The organism is Allobosea sp. WAO (genome assembly GCF_001509835.1).
GTDB lineage: Bacteria > Pseudomonadota > Alphaproteobacteria > Rhizobiales > Beijerinckiaceae > Allobosea.
In genome coordinates, this window is record NZ_JXTJ01000010.1 from 217,633 (window position 1) to 239,668 (window position 22,036).

General features: G+C 66.8%; 19 protein-coding genes, 2 tRNA genes and 3 pseudogenes. 15 read left to right on the top strand and 9 right to left on the bottom strand.

What is annotated here, in order from left to right; genetic code table 11:
* Positions 1 to 11 precede the first annotated feature (11 nt).
* From DK26_RS20240 to arsH, 6 genes and pseudogenes are all read left to right on the top strand, one after another.
* A complete protein-coding gene (locus DK26_RS20240; RefSeq protein WP_066476193.1) occupies positions 12 to 1,040 on the top strand; it encodes a P1 family peptidase in 1,029 nt (342 codons plus the stop codon).
* Positions 1,041 to 1,179: 139 nt separating this feature from the next.
* Positions 1,180 to 1,533, top strand: coding sequence for a helix-turn-helix transcriptional regulator (locus DK26_RS20245; protein ID WP_066476195.1), 354 nt, complete (start codon positions 1,180 to 1,182; stop codon positions 1,531 to 1,533).
* Positions 1,530 to 1,922: pseudogene (gene arsC, locus DK26_RS29980) on the top strand (arsenate reductase (glutaredoxin)); the annotation flags it as partial. The gene DK26_RS20245 and the pseudogene arsC, both read left to right, overlap by 4 nt.
* 36 nt (positions 1,923 to 1,958) lie before the next feature.
* Positions 1,959 to 2,354, top strand: a pseudogene (gene arsN2 / locus DK26_RS29985) (arsenic resistance N-acetyltransferase ArsN2); the annotation flags it as partial.
* A gap of 9 nt (positions 2,355 to 2,363) precedes the next feature.
* Complete coding sequence (arsB, locus tag DK26_RS20255; protein ID WP_066476197.1) at positions 2,364 to 3,449, top strand: ACR3 family arsenite efflux transporter; 1,086 nt, start codon at positions 2,364 to 2,366, stop codon at positions 3,447 to 3,449.
* Complete coding sequence (gene arsH / locus DK26_RS20260; RefSeq protein WP_066476199.1) at positions 3,446 to 4,144, top strand: arsenical resistance protein ArsH; 699 nt, start codon at positions 3,446 to 3,448, stop codon at positions 4,142 to 4,144. The genes arsB and arsH overlap by 4 nt, the downstream gene beginning before the upstream one ends.
* Positions 4,145 to 4,181: 37 nt before the next feature.
* On the opposite strand, the gene DK26_RS20265 is transcribed toward arsH, so the two are convergent.
* The 3 genes from DK26_RS20265 to DK26_RS20275 all read right to left on the bottom strand — a co-directional run bounded on the left by DK26_RS20265 (position 4,182) and on the right by DK26_RS20275 (position 7,023).
* Complete coding sequence (locus DK26_RS20265) at positions 4,182 to 5,645, bottom strand: amidase family protein (RefSeq protein ID WP_066476200.1); 1,464 nt, start codon at positions 5,643 to 5,645, stop codon at positions 4,182 to 4,184.
* Between the two features lie 100 nt (positions 5,646 to 5,745).
* A complete protein-coding gene (locus DK26_RS20270; protein WP_066476201.1) occupies positions 5,746 to 6,612 on the bottom strand; it encodes a patatin-like phospholipase family protein in 867 nt (288 codons plus the stop codon).
* A gap of 9 nt (positions 6,613 to 6,621) precedes the next feature.
* Positions 6,622 to 7,023 carry a MarR family transcriptional regulator gene (locus tag DK26_RS20275; RefSeq protein WP_248310048.1) on the bottom strand — a complete coding sequence of 134 codons (402 nt, stop codon included), beginning with the start codon at positions 7,021 to 7,023 and terminating at the stop codon, positions 6,622 to 6,624.
* A gap of 192 nt (positions 7,024 to 7,215) precedes the next feature.
* On the opposite strand from DK26_RS20275, the gene DK26_RS20280 reads away from it, so the two are divergent.
* Together DK26_RS20280 and DK26_RS28655 are read left to right on the top strand one after the other, a co-directional pair.
* Complete coding sequence (locus tag DK26_RS20280) at positions 7,216 to 8,841, top strand: long-chain-fatty-acid--CoA ligase (protein ID WP_066476203.1); 1,626 nt, start codon at positions 7,216 to 7,218, stop codon at positions 8,839 to 8,841.
* Between the two features lie 148 nt (positions 8,842 to 8,989).
* Positions 8,990 to 11,419 (top strand): DNA translocase FtsK, encoded by a 2,430-nt coding sequence (locus tag DK26_RS28655; RefSeq protein WP_248310049.1) that lies wholly within the window; start codon positions 8,990 to 8,992, stop codon positions 11,417 to 11,419.
* Here DK26_RS28655 and DK26_RS20290 read toward each other — a convergent pair.
* Entirely contained in the window at positions 11,416 to 12,285 is an 870-nt protein-coding gene (locus DK26_RS20290) for a LysR substrate-binding domain-containing protein (protein WP_066476204.1), read from the bottom strand. The two genes, DK26_RS28655 and DK26_RS20290, sit on opposite strands and share 4 nt — an antisense overlap.
* A 292-nt stretch (positions 12,286 to 12,577) precedes the next feature.
* On the opposite strand from DK26_RS20290, the gene ilvD reads away from it, so the two are divergent.
* The gene (gene ilvD, locus DK26_RS20295) at positions 12,578 to 14,419 is read left to right on the top strand and encodes a dihydroxy-acid dehydratase (protein ID WP_066476205.1); all 1,842 of its coding nucleotides are present in this window, start codon (positions 12,578 to 12,580) and stop codon (positions 14,417 to 14,419) included.
* A gap of 200 nt (positions 14,420 to 14,619) precedes the next feature.
* Positions 14,620 to 15,396, top strand: coding sequence for a DUF1499 domain-containing protein (locus DK26_RS20300; protein ID WP_066476206.1), 777 nt, complete (start codon positions 14,620 to 14,622; stop codon positions 15,394 to 15,396).
* A gap of 10 nt (positions 15,397 to 15,406) precedes the next feature.
* On the opposite strand, the gene DK26_RS20305 is transcribed toward DK26_RS20300, so the two are convergent.
* On the bottom strand, positions 15,407 to 16,381 hold the full coding sequence (locus DK26_RS20305) for an MBL fold metallo-hydrolase (protein WP_066476207.1): 975 nt from the start codon (positions 16,379 to 16,381) through the stop codon (positions 15,407 to 15,409).
* A 110-nt stretch (positions 16,382 to 16,491) separates the two neighbouring features.
* On the opposite strand from DK26_RS20305, the gene DK26_RS20310 reads away from it, so the two are divergent.
* The gene (locus DK26_RS20310) at positions 16,492 to 16,704 is read left to right on the top strand and encodes a hypothetical protein (protein WP_066476208.1); all 213 of its coding nucleotides are present in this window, start codon (positions 16,492 to 16,494) and stop codon (positions 16,702 to 16,704) included.
* Between the two features lie 82 nt (positions 16,705 to 16,786).
* Here the strand turns inward: DK26_RS20310 and DK26_RS29120 are convergent, their stop codons facing one another.
* A complete protein-coding gene (locus DK26_RS29120; protein ID WP_157089748.1) occupies positions 16,787 to 16,930 on the bottom strand; it encodes a hypothetical protein in 144 nt (47 codons plus the stop codon).
* A 494-nt stretch (positions 16,931 to 17,424) separates the two neighbouring features.
* On the opposite strand from DK26_RS29120, the gene DK26_RS20315 reads away from it, so the two are divergent.
* Both DK26_RS20315 and DK26_RS29750 read left to right on the top strand, forming a co-directional pair.
* Positions 17,425 to 18,153 carry a class I SAM-dependent methyltransferase gene (locus tag DK26_RS20315; protein WP_066476209.1) on the top strand — a complete coding sequence of 243 codons (729 nt, stop codon included), beginning with the start codon at positions 17,425 to 17,427 and terminating at the stop codon, positions 18,151 to 18,153.
* An 865-nt stretch (positions 18,154 to 19,018) separates the two neighbouring features.
* Positions 19,019 to 19,328, top strand: a pseudogene (locus tag DK26_RS29750) (PBSX family phage terminase large subunit); the annotation flags it as partial.
* 88 nt (positions 19,329 to 19,416) lie between these two features.
* Here DK26_RS29750 and DK26_RS20325 read toward each other — a convergent pair.
* Together DK26_RS20325 and DK26_RS29125 are read right to left on the bottom strand one after the other, a co-directional pair.
* The gene (locus DK26_RS20325) at positions 19,417 to 19,620 is read right to left on the bottom strand and encodes a hypothetical protein (RefSeq protein WP_066476212.1); all 204 of its coding nucleotides are present in this window, start codon (positions 19,618 to 19,620) and stop codon (positions 19,417 to 19,419) included.
* Positions 19,621 to 19,800: 180 nt separating this feature from the next.
* Complete coding sequence (locus DK26_RS29125; protein WP_157089749.1) at positions 19,801 to 20,079, bottom strand: hypothetical protein; 279 nt, start codon at positions 20,077 to 20,079, stop codon at positions 19,801 to 19,803.
* 440 nt (positions 20,080 to 20,519) lie between these two features.
* Here DK26_RS29125 and DK26_RS20330 point away from each other — a divergent pair, with 440 nt between their 5' ends.
* Positions 20,520 to 20,852, top strand: a complete 333-nt coding sequence (locus DK26_RS20330; protein WP_066476214.1) for a hypothetical protein — start codon at positions 20,520 to 20,522, stop codon at positions 20,850 to 20,852.
* 202 nt (positions 20,853 to 21,054) lie between these two features.
* Here the strand turns inward: DK26_RS20330 and DK26_RS20335 are convergent.
* Positions 21,055 to 21,131, bottom strand: a tRNA-Pro gene (locus DK26_RS20335).
* A 176-nt stretch (positions 21,132 to 21,307) separates the two neighbouring features.
* Here DK26_RS20335 and DK26_RS20340 point away from each other — a divergent pair.
* Positions 21,308 to 21,382: transfer RNA gene (locus tag DK26_RS20340), tRNA-Gln, on the top strand.
* Positions 21,383 to 22,036: the final 654 nt, after the last annotated feature.

The following is a 22,036-nucleotide window of genomic DNA, read 5'->3' on the forward strand; positions in this document are numbered from 1 at the left end:
AGGAGCACCCTTTGAGCAAGCGGGCACGTGACCATGGGCTGATCTGCGGCGTGCTGCCGCCAGGCCCGCTCAATGCGATTACCGATGTTGCGGGCGTCTCGGTCGGGCACCGGACGCTGCGCGATGGTGACATCAACACCGGTTTCACCGCAGTTCTGCCGCATCAAGGCGACCCGTTCCGCGAGAAGGTCCGGGCCGGGGTTTCGGTGATCAACGGCTTCGGCAAGAGCGTCGGCTTGATGCAGCTCGACGAACTCGGCCAGATCGAGACGCCGATCCTGCTCGGCAACACGTTTTCGGTCGCGACCGGGATCGAGGCTCTGGTCGGGAGCGCGCTCGCCGCCAATCCGCAGATCGGGCGCAGCACCGGAACGGTGAACTCACTGGTGCTCGAATGCAATGACGGCTTCCTCTCCGACATCCGGGCGCGGCGCCTGAGCGTCGCGGATGCTGAGGCCGCGCTCGATGCCGCCACTGGCGGTCCGGTCGAGGAGGGGGCGGTTGGTGCCGGCACCGGCATGAGTGCCTTTGGCTTCAAGGGCGGCATCGGCACGGCGTCGCGAACGATCGAGTTCGACGGTCGCAGCTTCACCTTGGGCGTGCTGGTGCAGGCCAATTTCGGCAATGCCGGCGACCTCATTCTGCCCGACGGGCGCCGGCCGGTGCCGTCGGCGAAGCGGACGGTGCAGCCGCCGGAGCGCGGTTCGGTGATCATTCTCATCGCGACCGATCTGCCACTGGAGAGCCGGCAGCTCACCCGTATCGCCCGGCGGGGCGGCGCCGGTCTCGCGCGGCTCGGCGCCTTCTGGGGCAATGGCAGCGGCGACATCGCCATCGCCTTCTCGACCGCGAACAGGATCGCGCATGATGAGAACGCGGATATCGTGCCGCTCGCCGCGCTCAACGAAAACCGGATCGACCTGCCGTTCCGGGCTGCCACCGAGGCGACGCAAGAAGCGGTGTTGAACGCCATGCTGGCGGCGCCGGAGACGATCGGCCGCGACGGGAATCGCAGGGCTTCGCTCGCCGACCATCTCTGAAGTTAGGGGACGCCGATCGATCGAGTGCCGGCGTGTCTCCGCACGCGCCGGCCGGACGGGGCGCCCGCGGAGAGGCTTCCAGGAGCCGGCGGCGGCAACCGGGCTTGCCATCTCGATTTATATCCATTAACTTGGATATATGGATAATTCACAAGCCATCCTCGCCCTGGCGGCGCTCGCCCAGCCGACGCGTCTCGACACGTTCAGGCTTCTGGTCCGGTGCGAGCCCGAAGGTGTGCCGGCAGGCGAGCTCGCCAAGCTGCTGGCGGTTCCGCAGAACACGATGTCGGCCCATCTGGCGGTGCTGTCGCGCGCGGGATTGATCATCGGCGAGCGCCAGAGCCGCTCGATCATCTACCGCGCCGATCTCGCGGGGTTTCGCGCCGTGATCGCCTTCCTGCTCAAGGATTGCTGCGGCGGGCGGGCCGATCTTTGCGCGCCGTTGATCGAGGAACTCGTGCCCCGCTGCGCGGGCGAAGGAGCGCGTCGATGAGCGTCGTCATCTACCACAATCCCGCGTGCGGGACCTCGCGCAACGCGCTGGCGCTGATCCGGGCGGCCGGCATCGAGCCCACCATCATCGCCTATCTGCAGACGCCGCCATCGCGAGACGAGATCGTCGCCATGGCGAAGCGCTTGGGGATGCCCTTGCGCGACCTCCTGCGCGAGAAGGGGACGCCGTTCGCCGATCTCGGTCTCGGCGACCCGTCGATTGGCGACGACGGACTGCTCGACGCGATCGCGGCCCATCCCGTGCTCCTGAACCGACCCATCGTCGTTGCGGCAAATGGCGCTCGCCTGTGCCGGCCTTCCGAACTCGTCCTCGACCTCATCCCGGCGATCGATACCGACCAGTTCAAGGAGGATGGTGCAATCGTGGTCGCCGACGCCCCGGTCGGGGCGGATGACGGCGAGCTTCGTGCGGCCCTGAACGATGCCGGGCTTCCCAGCTCCGATCTATCTGAGCCCGGGCGGCGCTTCTTCGCCTTCCGCACGCTTGCCGGAAATCTTCTCGGCCATGGCGGCTTCGAGCTCCATGGTACCGATGCCCTGATCCGTTCGGTCGTCGTGGCACCGGAGCGCCGCGGCAGCGGCGCAGGGCGCGCCATGCTGCCATTGCTGCTTCGCCGTTCCTTCGACCAGGGTGCGCGACAGGCCTGGCTGCTGACCACCGATGCCGCGGCCTTCTTCGAGCGCAATGGCTTTGGCCGTGTCGCGCGGGACGCGGCGCCGGCGGCGATCCTCGCGACGCGCCAGGCCGCTGCGCTCTGCCCGGCCAGCGCAGCGCTTCTCACGCGCAAGATCAATCTCTGAGGCCATTCGATGTCGGCATTCGAACGCTATCTCACCTTGTGGGTGGCGCTGTGCATCCTTGCGGGCATTGCGCTCGGCCATGTCGCGCCCGGGGCGTTCGTCGCGATCGCAGGCATGGAGATCGCCAAGGTCAACCTGCCAATGGCGGCGCTGATCTGGCTGATGATCGTGCCGATGCTGCTGAGGATCGATTTCGCCGCGCTGCGTCAGGTCGGCCGGCACTGGCGCGGCATCGGCGTGACGCTCTTCGTGAACTGGGCCGTGAAGCCATTCTCGATGGCGCTGCTCGGCTGGCTGTTCGTCGGCTGGCTGTTTCGGCCCAATCTGCCCGCCGACCAGGTGGACTCCTATATCGCCGGGCTGATCATCCTCGCGGCCGCGCCATGCACGGCGATGGTGTTCGTCTGGTCGAGCCTGATCAAGGGCGAGCCGCATTTCACCCTGAGCCAGGTCGCGCTGAACGATGCGGTGATGATCGTCGCCTTCGCTCCGATCGTCGGCCTGCTGCTCGGGCTGTCCGCCATAACGGTGCCCTGGAGCACGCTGACCCTGTCGGTCCTGCTCTATATCGTGGTGCCGGTGATCGCGTCGCAGCTGCTGCGCGGCCGGGTGCTCGCGTCCAGGGGGGAGGCGGGATTGCAGCGCTTGCTCGCTGCGCTCGCGCCGGCTTCGCTCGTTGCCCTGCTTGCGACGCTCGTCCTGCTCTTCGGCTTCCAGGGCCAGCAACTCCTGGCGCAGCCGGCGATCATCGCGATCCTCGCGGTGCCGATCCTGATCCAGGTCTATTTCAATGCTGGGCTTGCTTACGGGCTCAACCGTCTCCTCGGCGAACAGCATTGCGTCGCCGGCCCTTCGGCGCTGATCGGCGCATCGAACTTCTTCGAGCTCGCCGTGGCCGCAGCCGTCAGCCTGTTCGGCTTCAATTCCGGGGCGGCGCTGGCGACGGTCGTCGGGGTTCTGGTCGAGGTTCCCGTGATGCTGTCTGTCGTCTGGATCGTGAACCGCAGCCGCGGCTGGTACGAGGCCGGCGCGGGCCGGCCGGGGCCGGCGTCGCGGCCGATGTCGCTACCTGCTGCCGAGGGCACCGAGCCATGACCGATCTCCCCAATGTGGATCTTAACCTGCTGATCGCCCCCGATTCAGGCCGGCTCGAGCCGTCGCAGCGGGCCACCCATCCACCCCGCATCCTGCTGCTCTATGGTTCGCTGCGGGAACGCTCCTACAGCCGGTTCCTGACGCTGGAGGCCGAGCGCATCCTGCGGCATCTCGGAGCCGAGACCAGAGTGTTCGACCCCGCCGGCCTGCCGATGCCGGACAGCGTATCGGTCGACCATCCGAAGGTTCGAGAGCTGCGCGAGCTTTCGCTCTGGTCGGAGGGGCAGGTCTGGTGCAGCCCGGAGCGGCACGGCACGATCACCGGCGTATTCAAGAACCAGATCGACTGGATTCCGTTGTCGATCGGCTCGGTTCGTCCGACGCAGGGGCGCACGCTGGCGGTGATGCAGGTCAGTGGCGGTTCGCAGTCCTTCAATGCGCTCAACACCTTGCGGGTTCTGGGGCGCTGGATGCGCATGCTGACGATCCCGAACCAGTCCTCGGTCGCCAAGGCTTTCCAGGAATTCGACGAGGCCGGGCGGATGAAGCCCTCGGCCTATTACGACCGGGTGGTCGACGTCATGGAGGAGCTCGTGCGCTTCACGCTGCTGACGCGGGATCGCGCAGGCTATCTGACCACCCGCTACAGCGAGCGGAAGGAAGCTGGCGAGAAGATCCCGGTCAGCGCGATCTAAAGCGCAGATCTCCGTTCCTCGACGCCCGGCGAACGGTTCAGCCATTCACGACCGGCGGTACGCGATAGCCGCCGCCCAGCTTTTCCAGCATCGTGCCGACCGCGATGGCGCTGCGGTCCTCGCCCATCGGCGCGATGATTTGCACGCCGAGCGGCATGCCGGCCTGCGACGGGCCGAGCGGCATCGAGAGCGCCGGCAGGTCGGCGCCGGTGGCAAGGCTCGCCCAGCACAGGAAGTCGAGATAGGGCCGCTCCGTGCCGTCGATATCGAGCCTGCGGGCGTGGAAGTCCGGCAGATGGTCATGCTTCAGCGCGCCGACCGGTGCGGGCGGGCAGAGCAGCACGTCGTAATTCTGGAAGAAGCGGGCCCATTGCCGCTTCAGCGCGAGGCGGCGTTGGTGGATCTGCTGGTAGAGCCCGGGCGTCATGCGGGCGCCGCGGGCCTGCAGCGCCTGATGCGAGAGATCGCCGGGAGCGAATTTCGCCGCCTGTGCCTGGATGCGGGCGCGCACCTTCGGCGGCAGGCCGTAGGCGACGACCGCGTGGTTCAGCAGTGCATAGACCTCATAGGCCTCGGTGAAGCGAAAGCCGGGGCGGGCGGTCTCGTCGACCAGCGCACCGGCGGCGGCGAGGCGACGGCCGGCCTCGCGCACCGCCTCGGAAACCTCGCCGGTCACCGGCGCGAAAGGCTCGCTCGCCCAGACCGCGACGCGCAGGCCTTTGGCGCCGGCGTGGCGGAGAGCGGGCAGTGTCGGGCCGGCGACATGGGCGTCGCGCGGACCGGCGAGCACGGGCAGGACGAGGTCGAGGTCCTCGGCGTAGCGGGCGATAGGACCAGCGACCATCAGGTCGACATTGCGCGCCGTGCGCCGCTCGGGCGGCGGCGGCACCGCGCCCCAGGTCGAGACCAGCCCCCAGCTGGTCTTCAGGCCGAGCACGCCGCAGGCCTGGGCCGGCCAGCGGATCGAGGAGCCGAGATCGGAGCCGAGCTCGAAGGCGGCCATGCCGGTCGCGACCGCGATCGCCGCCCCGCCGGAGGAGCCGCCGGGCGAATAGGCCGGGTTCCACGGATTGTTGGCGATGCCATGGGCGGGGTTGTAGCTCTGGAAATCGCCGGAGAAGACAGGGACGATGGTCTTGCCGATGATCACCACGCCGGCGGCGCGCAGGCGCGCGACGGCAGCTGCGTCCTCCACGGGAAGACGGTCCTTGTAGGCCGGCAGGCCGCCGGAGGAGGGCAGGCCGGCGACGTCGAACGCGTCCTTGATGGTGATCGGCAGGCCTTCCAGCGGACGCGCTTGCCCTGCTGCGATGCGCCGGTCGGATTCCGCCGCCATGGCGCGGGCCGCCTCGCGATCCTGCGCAACGATGGCGTTGAGCGAGGGATTCAGCGCGTCGATGCGGGCGAAGGTCGCTTCGAGCAGCTCGCTTGCGCTGAAGCGGCGGGCCAGCAGGCCAGCGCGCAGGCTGGTGGCGGAGACGTTGAGGTCGATCGAAGGCATGGCTGATTCCGGCGGCCGATTGCCAATTCGTAGCCCAGTGCGAAGAGCGATGAAAACGGGCCTTGCCGCACGATGCGGATCGGCATCGCGCCTTATGTGGTCACGGCGCTATCGAGGCCTTGCGGGCTCGCCTGCCTTCCAGGGTCCGGAGGAACGCCTCGCCATCGCGGATGCCGAGCTCATAGGCGAAACGGATGCCGTCCCAGTTGCGGATGGTGAACTGGCTGACCGGGATGGTTTCGGACGGGCCTGTATAGGTCCGGTTCGCGACCTCGGGCACCTCTGCGAAGGGGCGGGTGAGCAGGACGAGCGTCGGTTCGCCTTGCTGCTCCAGCTCGGCGAGCGCCCAGGCCGGGGCGCTGTCGACGAGGCCACCATCGAGCGCGGCGCGGCCCGCGACCAGGCCGCCCGGCATGAAGGGCGGCACCGAGGCGCTCGCCATCAGCGCGGCGACCAGTTCGGCCGGCGTGGCGCAATCGGCGATGCGGATCAGGTCGGGCACGAAACCGAGCCTGCGCCCGGCTGTCGGATGCACGGGGCGACGCAGACGCTTTTCGAGCTGATAGGCGCCGATGCCGAGGGCGGCGGCGACGGGCAGGGGCCAGAAGCGTGGAGGTCGCGAGATCGCGATCCGGAAATCGGCGCTGGACTGTAGCTCGGCCAGGCGCTCCGTGGTGAACAGCTCGGCGAGCATGGACTGGTAGAGCTCGCCGACCGGGAAGAGGCGGCCGCCGCGGCGAAAGGCTGGCCAGTCGACCTCGGAGGTCCGGCCGAGGCAAGCCTCCCGCACCAGCTCGCGCACGGTCGGGCCGAGGCCGAGCGCGGTATAGAGCATGGCGAAGGCACCGGCGCTGGCGCCGACGACACGGCGCGGCTTCAGGCCGATGCGCGGCGCCACCGTCTCGTGGAAGCCGCCCTGCCAGTAGCAACGATTGCCGCCGCCGGCATAGGCCAGCCCCGCGAACATGCGCTTGACCTAGGTCTCGTCGGCGGCGCGGGCGAGGTCGCGCCAGGCCAGCACCAGCCGGTCGAGCTCGACGAGATCGCCTGATGGCAGTTTGCCGAGGGTGGAGGCGACGAAGTCGCGCTGCGTCTGCATGCCGGCTTCCGCCAGCCGCCGGCCCTCGGGCGTCAGGTGCATGGCGTAGGAACGCCGGTCGCCGGCGATGGCGCGGCGCTCGACGAGGCCGGCCTGGACCAGCCGGTCGACCAGGCCGGAGACATTGCCCTTGGTGACGTAGAGCCGCTCGGCGAGCTCGCTTTGGCTGATGCCTTCGCGCTCCGTCAGGGTCGAGAGCAGGTCGAATTGCGGGATGGAGAGGCCGAGCTCGCGGATGCGCGCGGTCATCTGGCCGAGCATGCGCTGATGCAGCCGCATGAAGCGGAACCAGACGCGGTCCGGTTCGACGGGCTCAGGCACAGGGGCCGGGCGGGATGCTGGCAACGGCTCTTTCCCCCGATGGTTCATTCCTGAACTAGCTTATCTTCGGCCGTCGCGCGAGGGCTTTCGCGTCGCCGCGTCCGCTGGCTATGCTGCGCAAAACAGGTAGTACCAACGGGGAGAAGACGCATGCTGGGCTTGATGCAGGACTGGCCCCTGCTGATCCACCGGATCATCGACCATGCCGCGATCCAGCATGGCAATCGCGAGGTGGTCAGCCGCAGCGTCGAGGGGCCGATCCGGCGCACGACCTACGCAAAGGTGCGCGAGAAGGCGCTGAAGCTGGCGAAGAAGCTCTCGGGCAGCGGGGTCAAGGTCGGCGATCGCGTCGCGACGCTGGCCTGGAACACCGACCGGCATCTCGAGCTCTGGTACGGCATCACCGGCATCGGAGCGATCACCCACACCGTTAATCCGCGCCTGTTCCCGGACCAGATCGCCTGGATCATCAACCATGCCGGGGACCGACTGCTCTTCCTCGACCTGACCTTCGTCAAGTTGATCGAGGGCATCCAGGACAAGCTGCCGACGATCGAGCGCTACATCATCCTGACCGATCGCGAGCACATGCCGGAGACCTCGTTGAAGGGCGCTGTCGCCTATGAGGACTGGCTCGCCGGAACGGATGCCGATTTCGCCTGGGCGAAGCTCGACGAGAACACCGCCGCCGGGCTCTGCTACACCTCCGGCACCACGGGCGGGCCCAAGGGCGTGCTTTATTCGCACCGTTCGAACGTGCTGCACGCCATGGCCTGCGCCATGCCGGACTATATGGGCCTGTCGTCGCGCAGCGTCGTGATGCCGGTGGTGCCGCTGTTCCACGCCAATAGCTGGTCGCTGGCCTATTCGGCGCCGATGACCGGGGCAAAGCTCGTCCTGCCCGGCATGAAGCTCGACGGCGCTTCGCTGCTCGAACTCCTGAACGGCGAGGGCGTGACGCTGACGGCGGCCGTGCCGACGGTCTGGCTCGGGCTGCTGCAGCATCTCGAAGCGACGGGCGAGCGGCTCACCAGTCTGAAGCGGGTCGTGATCGGCGGTTCCGCCTGCCCGCGGGCGATGACCGAAGCCTTCGAGAAGAAGTACGGCGTCACCGTCGACCACGCCTGGGGCATGACCGAGACCAGCCCGATCGGCTCCTTCTGCACGATCAAGCCGGACTATGCCGATCTTGAAGGCGAGGCGCTCTACGATCTCAAGGTCAAGCAGGGCCATCCGCAGTTCACCGTCGAGTTCCGGCTGACCGACGACGAGGGCAAGGAGCTGCCCTGGGACGGCAAGACCTTCGGGCGACTCAAGGTGCGCGGCCCGGCCGTCGCCGGCGCCTATTACCGGCACGAGCAGCCGATCCTCGACGAGTACGGCTTCTTCGACACCGGCGATGTCGCGACCATCGATCCTCACGGCTACATGCAGGTCACCGACCGCTCCAAGGACGTGATCAAGTCCGGCGGCGAATGGATATCCTCGATCGAGCTCGAAAACCTCGCCGTGGGCCATCCCGACGTGGCGGAGGCGGCGGTGATCGGCGTCGCCCATCCGAAATGGGACGAGCGCCCGCTCCTGGTGATCGTGCCGAAACCCGGCCGGACGCCCGGCAAGGAGGAGATGCTCGCCTTCATGACCGGCAAGATCGCGAAATGGTGGCTGCCCGACGATGTCGTGCTGGTCGAGGCGATCCCGCACACAGCGACCGGCAAGATCCAGAAGACGGCGCTGCGCGAGATGTTCAAGGAGTACCGTTTGCCGGGCATATAGGCGACGCTGCGGCAAGCGGATCCGGATGGGGACAACACGCCGTCCCGGCGCGCGGCGGGCAAAGCTTCATCCCCTCTTAACCCTGCCGGGGTACGCCTCGAAGCAGTCGTTAACCAGTGTGCCGTGCTTGCTGATGTCCATGCGTCGAGTGAATTGGAATCCCCAGGCGGAAGGCGCTAATTCTCCCCTTCAGCCCCGGTCTGGCCAGCCGGCTTCCGAGCCGGCCGAGGTCCGGTACTGGCGTACGCCGGCGAAGACCGCAAAGGCTCGTATCGAGCCGGAAACTGTCGAGCCGGAAATCGTCGAGGCAGCGGTCGTCGAGGCGGAGACCGCTGAAATCTGCCCTGCCGAGGAGCCGCCTGTTCCGGCGGCCGAGCTCGACCGCGTCCGCTTCTGGCGGACCCCGCGGCATCTGATGCAGCAGGTCTGGGGCGAGGCGCAGGTCGCCGAGATCGCCACTGCCGAAGGCGCTTCGGAAGCGCTCGCCGCGGTGCTCGATGACGAAGCGGCCATGCTCGCGGAGATGACTGTCGTCGCGCAAGACGAGGCGGAGCCGGCCGACCAGGCGATGCCGTCGACGCCTTTCGCCTTCCTGTCCGACGATGCCTTCTGGGAGTTCATCCCGGATGCCGAGCGGTCCGACGAGACCGCCATCGAGACACTCGCCGAGACGTTTCCCGAGCCAGCCCTGCTGACGCCTCCGTCACTGCCGCCGGCTCTGGCCGAAGAGCGGCGGATCGTGCCGCATGCCGACGGCTTCATGGCTACCGCCGCAACGGCGACGCCGTGGAGCGGCATGGGCTGGACGCAGAGCTACCGGCTCGATGTGAGCTTTGCCGTACCTGCTCCGCTTCCTCCCGTGCTGGCACCAGCACCGGTCGAGCAGCCGGTGCAGGAAAGCTCGTCGCCGGTACCGGCGCCGGCGCCGAAGAACGGTGTCTCAGTCCTCAAGGCCGAGCGCCCGCAACGCGCGCCCGAGCCCGATGCGTCCGCACAGCGCGCGAGGCGCCGCGGCGTCGAGATCGCGCCTGCGGTTTCGGTGGTGATCCCCGGTTTCGAACTCCCGCCGATCAACTTCCTGGCCGAGCCGCCGCAGATCGAGAGCGCGATCCCGGTCGAGATACTGCAGCAGAATGCGGGCTTCCTGGAGGGCGTGCTGGAGGACTTCAATGTCCGCGGCGAAGTCGTCCAGGCCTGCCCCGGTCCTGTTGTGACGCTTTACGAGCTTGAGCCTGCTCCTGGGACGAAGAGCTCGCGCGTGATTTCGCTGGCCGACGATATCGCGCGGTCGATGAGCGCGATCTCGGCGCGTGTCGCGGTGGTGCAGGGCAAGAACGCGATCGGCATCGAACTGCCGAACACCAAGCGCGAGACCGTCTTCCTGCGCGAATTGCTGGCGAGCCAGGACTTCGAATCGACCAAGCACAAGCTCGCGCTCTGCCTCGGCAAGACCATCGGGGGCGAGCCGGTGATCGCCGACCTTGCCCGCATGCCGCATCTGCTCGTCGCCGGCACCACCGGCTCCGGCAAGTCGGTCGCGATCAACACCATGATCCTCTCGATCCTCTACCGGCTGAAGCCGGAGGAGTGCCGGCTGATCATGGTCGATCCGAAGATGCTTGAGCTCTCCGTCTATGACGGCATCCCGCACCTGCTGACCCCGGTCGTCACCGACCCGAAGAAGGCGGTCGTCGCCCTGAAATGGGCGGTGCGCGAGATGGAGGAGCGCTACAAGAAGATGTCGAAGCTCGGTGTGCGCAACATCGACGGCTTCAATGTCCGGGTGGCGGAGGCAGCCGCGGCCGGCGAGGTGATCACCCGCACGGTGCAGACCGGCTTCGACCGCCATACCGGCGAGGCGATCTACGAGGAAGAGGCGATGGCGCTCGAGCCCTTGCCTTACATCGTCGTCATCGTCGACGAGATGGCCGACCTGATGATGGTCGCCGGCAAGGAGATCGAGGGCACGATCCAGCGCCTCGCCCAGATGGCGCGTGCCGCCGGCATCCATGTCGTGCTGGCGACGCAGCGCCCCTCGGTCGACGTCATCACCGGCACGATCAAGGCGAACTTCCCGACCCGCATCTCCTTCCAGGTCACCTCGAAGATCGATAGCCGCACCATTTTGGGCGAGATGGGCGCCGAGCAGCTGCTCGGCCAGGGCGACATGCTCTACATGGCCGGCGGCGGGCGGATCACCCGCGTGCACGGCCCCTTCGTCTCGGATGCCGAGGTCGAGAAGGTCGTGGCGCATCTGAAGACGCAAGGGCGCCCGGACTATCTCGACGCCGTCCTCGCCGAGGAGGAGGAGGGGGCCGGAGCCGAGGAGGACGGCGCCGTCTTCGACAAGACCGGCATGGGCCAGGCCGAAAGCGACGACCCTTACGACCAGGCCGTCGCCGTCGTGCTGCGCGACAAGAAGGCCTCGACCTCCTACATCCAGCGCCGCCTGCAGATCGGCTACAACCGCGCCGCCTCGATCATGGAGCGCATGGAGAACGAGGGCATCGTCGGCCCAGCAAACCACGCAGGCAAGCGCGAAATCCTCGTCGAAAGCCTGCCCGAGCGCGAAGGCTAGCCCTCGTCGCCTTCCCGCAGCGCCTCGGCGAGGAAACTGCTGAGCGCGCGGGCCGCGGCGGCTGGACGCCCCGGCGCGAGATGCAGCGCGATCTCCGAGGCCGGCAGTTCGGGCAGTCCGTCGTGCCGTCCGAGCAGGCGCAGGCCGGGCCGGGCGGTGCCGGCCTTGACCACGGTCAGCGCGGCGCCGGCCGCCGCCATCGCCTCGACGGCGCCGATGCTCGAACTCGAAAACAGGATGCGCCAGCCGAGCCCGGCTTCGTTCAGCGCCTCCAGCGCCCATTCGCGATACATGTTCGGCGCCTTGAGCAAGGCGAGCGGCAGCGGGCCGGCGAGCGAAAAATCATGGCGGTCGGAGGCCGCCCAGGCGGTGCGCTCGGTGCGTAGCACCTCGCCGCGCCCGTCTCCGGCGCGCTGGGTGGCGAGCACGAGGTCGAACTCCTCGCCGAGCGCATTCATCAGGTCGCGGGTGAAGCCGGTGGTGACCTCTAGCTCGACTTCCGGATGCGAGCGGGCGAAGCGCGCCAGCGTCTCCGGCAGGACGATGGTGGCGTAGTCGTCCATCACGGCAAGACGGACGCGGCCGGACACGCTCTGAGCGCGGACGACGTCGAGCGCTTCGTCGTGCAACGCGACGATGCGGCGGGCATAGCCGAGGAAATCCTCGCCGGCGCGGGTCAGCAGCACCTCCTGCGGCGAGCGCTGCAGCAGGGTCTGGCCTGCGATCTCCTCGAGCCTGCGCACCTGCGTCGAGATCGTCGACTGGGTGCGGGATAGGGCGGCCGCGGCGCGGGTGAAGGAGCGCAGCTCGGCGATCGTCACGAAGGAGCGCAGCAGGTCGATGTCGATATTGCGTAGAGCCGTCACAGTCCCGTTCCTTTCAGTCCACGGCTTCTCGCTCCGTCCCCGGTCATCCCGGGCGCAGCGCAGCGGAGACCCGGGATCCATGCCGGGCCGCCTCAGGCATGGATCCCGGATCGGCGCGGCTTCGCCGCTTGTCCGGGATGACCCGGAAAATGCGATAGGCTGGCCCGTTCGCGCCCGCAGCATGGACCGCGCCGATGGTCAAAATCGAATAATTCAATTTTGGCTGGTCAGCCGCGGTCGCTAGTCTTAGTCCCAAACACTCTGTTTGGGCGTATGGGCGAAGAGGTCAAGCATGCCGAGGTTGAGATCCGACACCACCACGAAGGGCCGCAACATGGCGGGCGCCCGTGGCCTCTGGCGCGCCACCGGCATGAAGGACGGCGATTTCGGCAAGCCGATCATCGCGGTGGTGAACTCCTTCACCCAGTTCGTGCCGGGCCATGTCCATCTCAAGGACCTCGGCCAGCTGGTCGCGCGCGAGATCGAGCAGGCCGGCGGCGTCGCCAAGGAATTCAACACCATCGCGGTCGATGACGGCATCGCCATGGGCCATGACGGCATGCTCTATTCGCTGCCCTCGCGCGAGCTGATCGCCGACAGCGTCGAGTACATGGTCAACGCGCATTGCGCCGACGCGATGGTCTGCATCTCGAACTGCGACAAGATCACGCCCGGCATGCTGATGGCGGCGATGCGCCTCAACATCCCGACCGTTTTCGTCTCGGGCGGGCCGATGGAGGCCGGCAAGTACATCGCCGAAGGCGTGCTGAAGAAGGTCGACCTGGTCGACGCCATGGTCGCGGCCGCCGACGGCAAGTACTCCGACAGCGAAGTCGATGTCATTGAGCGCTCGGCCTGCCCGACCTGCGGCTCCTGCTCCGGCATGTTCACCGCCAACTCGATGAACTGCCTGACCGAGGCGCTCGGGCTCGCTCTGCCCGGTAACGGCTCGACGCTCGCCACCCATGCCGACCGCAAGCGCCTCTTCGTCGAGGCCGGCCACCTGATCGTCGATATCGCCAAGCGCTGGTACGAGCAGGACGACGCCTCGGTGCTGCCGCGCAATGTCGCGAGCTTCAAGGCGTTCGAGAACGCGATGACACTCGACATCTCGATGGGCGGCTCGACCAACACGGTGCTGCACCTGCTCGCTGCCGCGCACGAGGCCGAGATCGACTTCACCATGGCCGATATCGACCGGCTGTCGCGCAATGTGCCGGTGCTCTGCAAGGTCGCCCCGGCCGTCGCCAACGTCCACATGGAGGACGTGCACCGCGCCGGCGGCATCCTGGCGATCCTCGGCGAGCTCGACCGCGCCGGGCTGATCGACACCTCGCTGCCGACCGTGCATTCCGCCACGCTGGCCGAGGCACTGGAGCGCTGGGACATCAAGCGGACGACCAGCGAGTCGGTGAAGAGCTTCTTCAGCGCCGCGCCGGGCGGCGTGCCGACGCAGACCGCCTTCAGCCAGGATCGGCGCTATGCCGAGCTCGACACCGACCGCGAGACCGGCGTGATCCGCGACAAGGCCCATGCCTATTCGCAGGATGGCGGCCTCGCCGTGCTCTTCGGCAACATCGCGCTCGATGGCTGCATCGTGAAGGCGGCCGGCGTCGACGCCTCGATCCTGACCTTCTCCGGCGCCGCGGTGATCTTCGAGAGCCAGGATGCGGCGGTCGAAGGCATCCTCAACAACAAGGTCAAGCCCGGCGAGATCGTGCTGATCCGCTATGAGGGGCCGCGTGGCGGGCCGGGCATGCAGGAAATGCTCTATCCGACGAGCTATCTGAAGTCGAAGGGGCTCGGAAAGGCCTGCGCGCTGATCACTGACGGGCGCTTCTCCGGCGGTTCCTCCGGCCTCTCCATCGGCCATGTCTCGCCGGAAGCGGCGGAAGGTGGTGCGATCGGCCTCGTCGAGGGCGGCGACGTCATCGAGATCGACATCCCGAACCGCAGCATCAACCTGAAGATCTCCGACGAGGAGCTGGCTCGCCGCCGCACCGCGATGGAGGCCAAGGGCAAGGATGCCTGGAAGCCGGCGGCGCCGCGCAAGCGCAAGGTCTCGACCGCGCTGAAGGCCTATGCGGCGCTCGCGACCAGCGCGGCGAAGGGGGCTGTGCGCGCCATCGACTGAGCGCGTCGCCCGAGCTTCTGCCGGTCATCCCGGGCGAGCGCAGCTCGACCCGGGATCGACGCCGGAGCCTGTTCCGGCGAAGCTCAGGCATGGATCCCGGCTCTGCGCCGCTTCGCGGCTCCGGCCGGGATGCCCCGCCAAGAGGCGGGGGCTGACATCGCCCGCTTGCCTTCCGCCCGGCACTCGGCCACCTAAGAGGCATGCACCGCCGTCTCGTCTTCGAGGAACCGGTTTCGCGTGCGGCGATCTGGAGCCGCCGGCTGGCGCTGTTCGGGCTGACGGTCGTCGTGCTCGCGGTGCTGATCTTCCGCTTCGGCCAGCCTTCGGTGGAGCGGCTGGCGCCGATCGGCGGGGCCTATGTCTTCGTCCTGCTTGCGCTTCTGCTGGCGCTCGCCGCTTTCGTGCGGATCTGGCAGGACGGGCATCGCGGCATCGGCATCGCCGCCTTCGCCTTCGTGGTTAGCCTAGTGCTGCTGTTGCCGGTCGCCTATGCCGGCTTCCAGCTCGCGACCCTGCCGCTGATCAGCGACGTCTCGACCGATATCGACGAGCCGCCGGCCTTCAGCCGCTCGCGCGTCGCACTCGCAGCGCGCCAGGGGCTGGTGCCGCCGGATGTGCCGGCCGAGCGGCGCAAGGCGCAGCGCCAGGGCTACCCGCGCACCTTGCCGATCGTGCTCGAGCTGCCGGCCGAGATCGCCTACGACATTGCCCGCAAGGCTAGCGTCAATCTCGGCTGGCGGGTGCTGGAAGGCGCGGCGCCGGGCGGACGCAGCGGGGCAGGGCGGCTCGATGCGGTTGCGCATTCTCGCGTGCTGCGCCTGGTCGACGACATCACCATCCGCATCCGGCCGCGCGCCGATGGCAGCCGGATCGACATTCGCTCGGCTTCGCGACTCGGCGGCTTCGATTTCGGCGCCAATGCAAGGCGCATCGCTGCCTTCGAGGAAGAGGTGAAGCTGCTGGTGGAACTGCGCTGAGCCTCCGCTCTCACGCCAGCCGGTAGCGGCTCGCCAGCGCGGGCAGGGCTTCGTCGCAGAGCACGATGCCGCGCGCGACCAGGTCTTCGAGCTGCGCGAGGACCGACAGCGAAGCCGCGCCATGCAGCGCCGGCGCCAGATCCAGATAGATCATCGGCACCATCGCGGCGATCGTCTCATCGCCGGCGCGCAGGCGACTGAGGATCGCCGCCTCGCGCAGGCGCCGGTGCTGCACCAGCCCGCGCAGGAAGCGCTGCGGCTCGCGTACCGCGCCACCATGGCCCGGCCAGTACAGCCGGTGCTCCTGGCCGCGCAGTTTCTCGATCGAGGCCATATAGGCGATCATCGAGCCGTCAGGCGGCGCGACGATCGAGGTCGACCAGGCCATGACATGGTCACCGGAGAACAGCGTCTCCTCCTCGTCGAGGGCGAAGGCGAGATGGTTGGCGGTGTGGCCGGGCGTCTCGACCGCCCGCAGGCTCCAGCCCTGGCCAGTAACGGTGTCGCCGTCGGCCATCACGAGGTCCGGCGCGTAGTCCTTGTCGGCGGCGGCGTCGAGCGGGTTGATCTCGCCGAGCGCGAGCTCGCGGGCCGGGCGATGCGGGCCGCAGCCGATGATCGCGGCGCCGGTCGCAGCCTTGACCGCGCGGCTCGCCGGGGAATGGTCGCGATGGGTGTGGGTGATGACGATCTGCTCGACGCTCTCACCGGAGACCGCAGCCAGCAGATTGGCGACATGGGCGGGATCGTCCGGGCCGGGATCGATGATCGCGACCTTGCCGTGGCCGACGATGTAGGAGCAGGTGCCGGTGAAAGTCATCGGCCCGCCATTGCCGGCGACGATCCTTCGGACCAGCGGCGAAAGCTGCACCACCGCGCCGGCAGCGAGCGCCTCGCGGTCGAAGGCGAGCGGCTCGGCCGCCTCGTCGCGGTTGTCGCGCCGCCTGTCGTCGCCTTGCCTGTCGTTCTGGCCGCCCTTGCTCATCGTCGCATCCGGGTTCGTGCATCCTGGCCGGCTGTGGGCCGGTGCCGGGTTTTCTATAGACGGACGAACCGGGCGTCGACGGTGCCCGTCCAGAAGAGGATGAGACGCCGATGGCTCAGTCGCTGCCCTTGCCCGCCGACACCATGGTCGGCTCCCCTCTCCCCGCGCTCGCGCCATGCCATGCTGGCTTCGCCGGCAATCTGTTGCTGGCCGCCAAGGTCAAGGTGCCGCTCTTGTCGGTGCCGGTGACGCTGCAGACGCTGGCTACTCTGATGGCGAGCCTTGTCGGCGCCGGCTGGACGCTGCTGAAGTGCTGCGGCTGAACCCGACGTCCTTGTGGGATGCCGAAACCCGGGGCCGCGCGCGCCGGCCTTTTCTTCGTCGGTGATGAAAGAAGCGCCGCCCTCAGCCGGCGGGCTTGGTGCCGGTGCAGACCTTCTTCACAGGCTGCAGGAACATGTCGAGTTCCATCATGTTGCCGCAGCGGTCGCAGCCGGCGAGCAAGGTGGCGATGCCGAGGATACCAACGATACGAAGAATGCGCGTCATGCCGGCCCGCTCCACTTGCTGGAGCCAACTCTAGAGCAATTCCGCGTTTCGTCGAATCTCGAAAGTGCTCTAGTTCTTTGTTTTATCGCATTTTCTTCATGCGAGCCGGTGCCCGCTTCGCTCGAAAGTGCTCTGGCGAAGCCCGATCCGCAGCGCCACGGGCGTAGCAGGCAGCGATCTCGGGGGGTAGGCAATCGCGTGCCGTTCAAAAGGCCGGCTCTGGGCGAAAACTCGCGCAAAGCCGGAGAGCCGGGGCATCGCATGGCCGGAGTGGCAGGGTGTGTGCTTGCCGCCATCTCAACCGCAACTGATGCATCTACGCCATCCTCATCGAGAAGGTCGCCGCGTTCCGTTCTTCATTGCCGGCCAAGTTTTTTGATGAGGTAGGTGCTGTGGTGCGCCGCGGATTTCAGATTGTGCGCCAGAAACGCTTCGCGCTACGTTGGGTAACAAGCCTGCAATGCTATGCGATTTTGACCTCCAAGGAGCGTTCAATGTCAGAACTCATCTCGCAGTCTGAGCGCTGGGACCGCGAATGGATGCACTATTTTGCGACTGAAGCTCGGTCGACATATTTGGTTCCGCACTGGAAGATGCGTCAGACCTCCGACCTCCGCGGCCTCTCCGCGCCGGAGATTTTCGACGCGGTCGCGTTCGAAGAAAACGGGAGCCCCAATGGTGTGCCGCTGCGAATCTGGGCGGCCGGCGACGATCTCGTCGGCCGCAGTGTCTTGGAGATCGGCTGCGGCTGCGGCTGGTTGGGCAAACGCATCGGGATGATGGGCGGCGATTATCTCGGCCTCGATTATTCTGAACTGGCCTTGGCTATCGCGCGCGGCGTTTCACCCGCGAGTTGCTCCTATGCGCAGATAGAAGACGAGGAGGCCATCGCCGCATACTCCGGTTCCCGCGACGTGATGGTCGGGCGAGAGTTCTTCATCCACCAGAATTTCGAGAACGCGACATGGGTTCTGCAAATGGGTACGCGGCTGCTGCGCCCGGGCGGGCTCATCTCGGCGGACTTCTACCGTGGCGACCCTGCCGTCGAGCAAGGTGTGATCCACCCCGCGAAGTCGCCGCTCGACCCTGTACACGCTTCCTGCGCCTTCGAGTTCTCGGACGATGAGGTGGAAGAGTTGGCGCAGATTGTCGGTCTCAGGGTCGTGAGCAGCGATCGGCACTTGGCGCATCAGCGCCAGTTCGTGGTGTTTCAGAAGACTTGAGTCGGCGGCGCCGGGCCGCTATCCGGCCGTTCTCTGTCTCGCCAAACCTCCTGCCACAACCGGCGGGTTCTTCTCTGTCTGCCTGCCCCGCCGGCGTCAGGGCCACGGGGCTTTTCCTCTGTGGTACGCTGATGCTCGATATGCGGCTCGCGCCACGAGCTTCCATCAGCGTATGACGAGCCCTCGCGCACGGGACTTGTTGGTCATGCGGCATGTACAGCCGGTTCCAACCGGCGCCCGGCTTGCGAGCCTGCACGTCCTTTTCGGTGTCTCGCAGTGGCGCCCTGTCGCCGAGGCCATGCGGCCTTCATCAGCCCCGTAGCGAGGCACGTAGAGGGGATCTCCGGAAGACCCGGGCCTGGCCGATCTCGCCCCGTAGTCGATTGGCGGACCTGCACCGGGAATGCCCCCGCCGTCGGAATGGAGCCGGATGTCGGGCACGTGATCAGTGATGGAGGGCGGCCCAAGACCTTGTCGGGGGCCGCCGGGAATCAGCGGGGCATTGCCCGGCGTGCCCACATATTGAGCGGCGGCGGGAAGCGTCAGTACGACGATCGCCGCGGCTACGGCGCAGGTAACAGCACTCATCTTCATGACCGCTGACCTTCCAGCTGGGAGCAGGGATCACCGGAGTGTAGCATGAAGCACGGCCTCGGCAGGATACGGGCGCTGCCGGACCGGAGGGCGATGGTGCATCGGCTGAAGCCGCTCTGGTGGCGAAGGCCGACTGGCGAGCGAATGGCGTCATCGTCGTCGTCACGCTTGACGGCCGCTGCGGCTATTCCGCCTCTGTCCGGAAAGAGAACGTCTCGGAGGGCATTGCAACCCTTGGTTTCCCGCCAAGCTGGAGCGCGACCGCCAGCGCGATCTTGAGGGCCGGCCGGGGCGATACGATCACATCTGGGAAAGGCGGGTACGCGAAGGTCATGGCTGGGGCCTACTACGCCAAGCAGCTGATCGAAGCGCGCCAGCAAGGTCGCCTCGGTCGCATCGCCGCTGACCTGCTGATGACGATCCGGGCGATTTGGGACATCGGCGGGACTGGTGCGAAGGCGGACGCCTGCTCGATCTGGACAAAGCAGTGGATCGGCCGCGAAATCCGCGTGCTGAACTACTGCGAGGCCAAGGGGCAGCCGCTCGCAACGCATGTCGCATGGCTGAGAGAACACGGTTATCCGGTCTATGCCGCGGCAATGCTCGCGACTGTCTCCGCGACCGTCGCTGCGGGCACGATCACGACACGCGAGCAGATCGACGCGGCGTTCAGCGGCTGATGATGCCCGTCACGATGAGGAAGGCATAGCCGCCTCCAAGCAAAAGCCCCCATCGCAGCACGCGAAGGAGCTTTCCCGCCCATGGATGGTCAAGCGCGGCTTTCGCGACGGAGACGATCCCCCAGGGAATTCCACCGATCACCGTCCCGGCGACGACGAATAGTTCAGTAGTACCGAGACCAAGAAGTCGCATCGGGGATATCTCCGGCCCGCACAACCGCGTGCGACGCAGGATTCCTATAGGGCCGGCATCTGGCCGCATCCCCCGTTTGGGGGGCTGGCATCCTCTCCGCCGCCTTCGGGCGGCTTTTCTTTGTCTGGAGCAACGTCATGAACCTCCGCGAGGTGCAAGCCGCGCTGCTTTTGCTCGCCATCAGTGTCTGAGCGGCCGGCGCCGCCTGCGAACGTCGTGAGCCTGCAGCTGCTGGAGACGGCGCGCGCGATCGACGAGATTATCTGGCACTGCGCCGTGACGCGCGAGGGCCAGGATTTTACCGTCGCGGACATCCGCTCCTGGCACAAGCAGCGCGGCTTCTCTGATGTCGGCTACCACTACATCATCTACCGCGATGGCCGGATCGTGTTTGGCCGGCCTATCGGTCAGCAGGGCGCCTCGATGCTCTGGCTCACGCAGCAACTGATAGCCCGGCATCGCGGCATCAAGCGTGTCACGGGGCACAATCAGTATGCCGCCAAGGCCTTACCCCTCGTTCGACGTCCGCAAGGACGAGCTGGCAAGGCTGGTCTCAATCAACCGGCGCTTCGTCTGTCGCTGTTATCGGCGACGACTACTAGCTTCGATCGGGCAGCATCCTTGCGTGCCTTTTTAAGTGCGATCAGACGCTTCGTCTTCAGCATCTGCTGGATGCTGGAGAGCATTCTTCCTTGTCGTTTCATCAGTGCCTCACGTCATCCCCGCGCTGAGGATTGCCGAGAGCCGCCGATACCGCACCTCCCAAAAGGGGGGCGCGCGCCGAACAGATGTTTCCATCAGCCTGGTGATCACCATGAAGCTATTGGCCTATCTGGGGCACTGGCGCTCGCCTGCGCTGTCGTCATCCTGCTAGCGGTTTCGGCCGAGGCCAGACCGCCATGGCGGACGAAACCCGGTTCGGCCTGTTCCGGCTGCTGCTTGCCGAGCTCGCGATCCTGGCCGTGCTGGCGCTCGCTGGCCGGCTCGGAAGGTTCATCGTCGCGCGGTTGAAGCTGGACAACGAGGGCCGGCACCGAGACGCCTTCCAGACCGCACTGAGCAACGCGGCCGGCATCTACCTGACAACCGGCGATATGCGTCGAGCGGTCGCCTATCTCGCCGGCAGCGCCGCCGAAGCGATGAAGGCGTTTCGTCTGAACGTTGGCGAATTGCCCGAGAAGATCGAGGCAAAGGCCGGCGTGTTGGCAGCTTCCACGAACAAGCCTCTCTGAGCCTGCGCCTCTCGCGTCGGGGAGGTCCTGCGAAGGTGGGAGGGGCTCGTCCAAAATGGATGGGGCAGGGCGGCTACGTAGGTGCTCGGGAGGTCGGTGCAGAAATGCGCCGACCAGGGCGTTTCTGTCGGTACTTCTGTCCGGAAAAGAAAAAAGCCCCGAAGGGCTTGTTTCATAACATCTTGCGATGTCTCGGGAATTTTGGTCGGAGTGGCAGGATTTGAACCTGCGACCCCCTCGTCCCGAACGAGGTGCTCTACCAGGCTGAGCCACACTCCGATCAACTGGTGGGCGGCTTATAGCCAGCCACTTGATGCTGCGCAACAGGCAACCGAGAAGAAAGCGCAATCTTCTGCAGAAAGGTTCGGAGGGCTCCGTGGCGAGGAGAGATCCTGTGGTCCGCGCCGATCCCATATTGCGCGCTTCGCCGCCGCGCTCTAGAACGCAACCCGCATTGGGGCGTCGCCAAGCGGTAAGGCAGCGGTTTTTGGTACCGCCATACGGAGGTTCGAATCCTCCCGCCCCAGCCAAATCTCGTTTGTTGTCAGTCGCTTGGGTTTGTCCCGATGACTCTCAGATGCTCTGGGCGACTCGGAGAAACATTCGATTCTCCCATGGATTTTCCACGAGGTCATTGGCGCTGAAGGGATCCAAAGGCGGTCGATTTCCGGATTCTCTGTGCAATCAAGGTTTAAAGACCCGCGATTCCGGATCATTCCGTCGTTTCGAATTGGGAGTCGCAGCTCGTAGTTCAGCTTCCTTTGTGCTCGTCACAGTTTTGACGAGTCGCATTGGAGCTAGCGAGTGCAAACTCGGAAACCTTTAAAAATCGAGCCGGATGGCAGAAGCTGGTGCCCATGGAAGCGGGCATCCCTTCCTCGAACATGAGATATCTCGACGCTAGGCGTCATAGCTTCTGGCTTTAGCCAACGGAGCCCGCGACCATTGGGCTCGATATGCCGCTGAGCGCATCTTCGTCCCGCGCGGAATTGCCCAGGCTCTTCGCACCACTAGCGAGGAGATCGCGCCCCGCAGGCCTCGGCTGAGACGCGATCCGAAGCAAGGGCGGGATCCGCTCGGATAGGACGCAACGGCGTCTGCGCGCGATGACCGAGATCGTCAACAAGGCCGAGCCGCGCTTCGGCGCGGCTGTGGTGCCTATGCTTGGGATCGCTCCGAAGCCT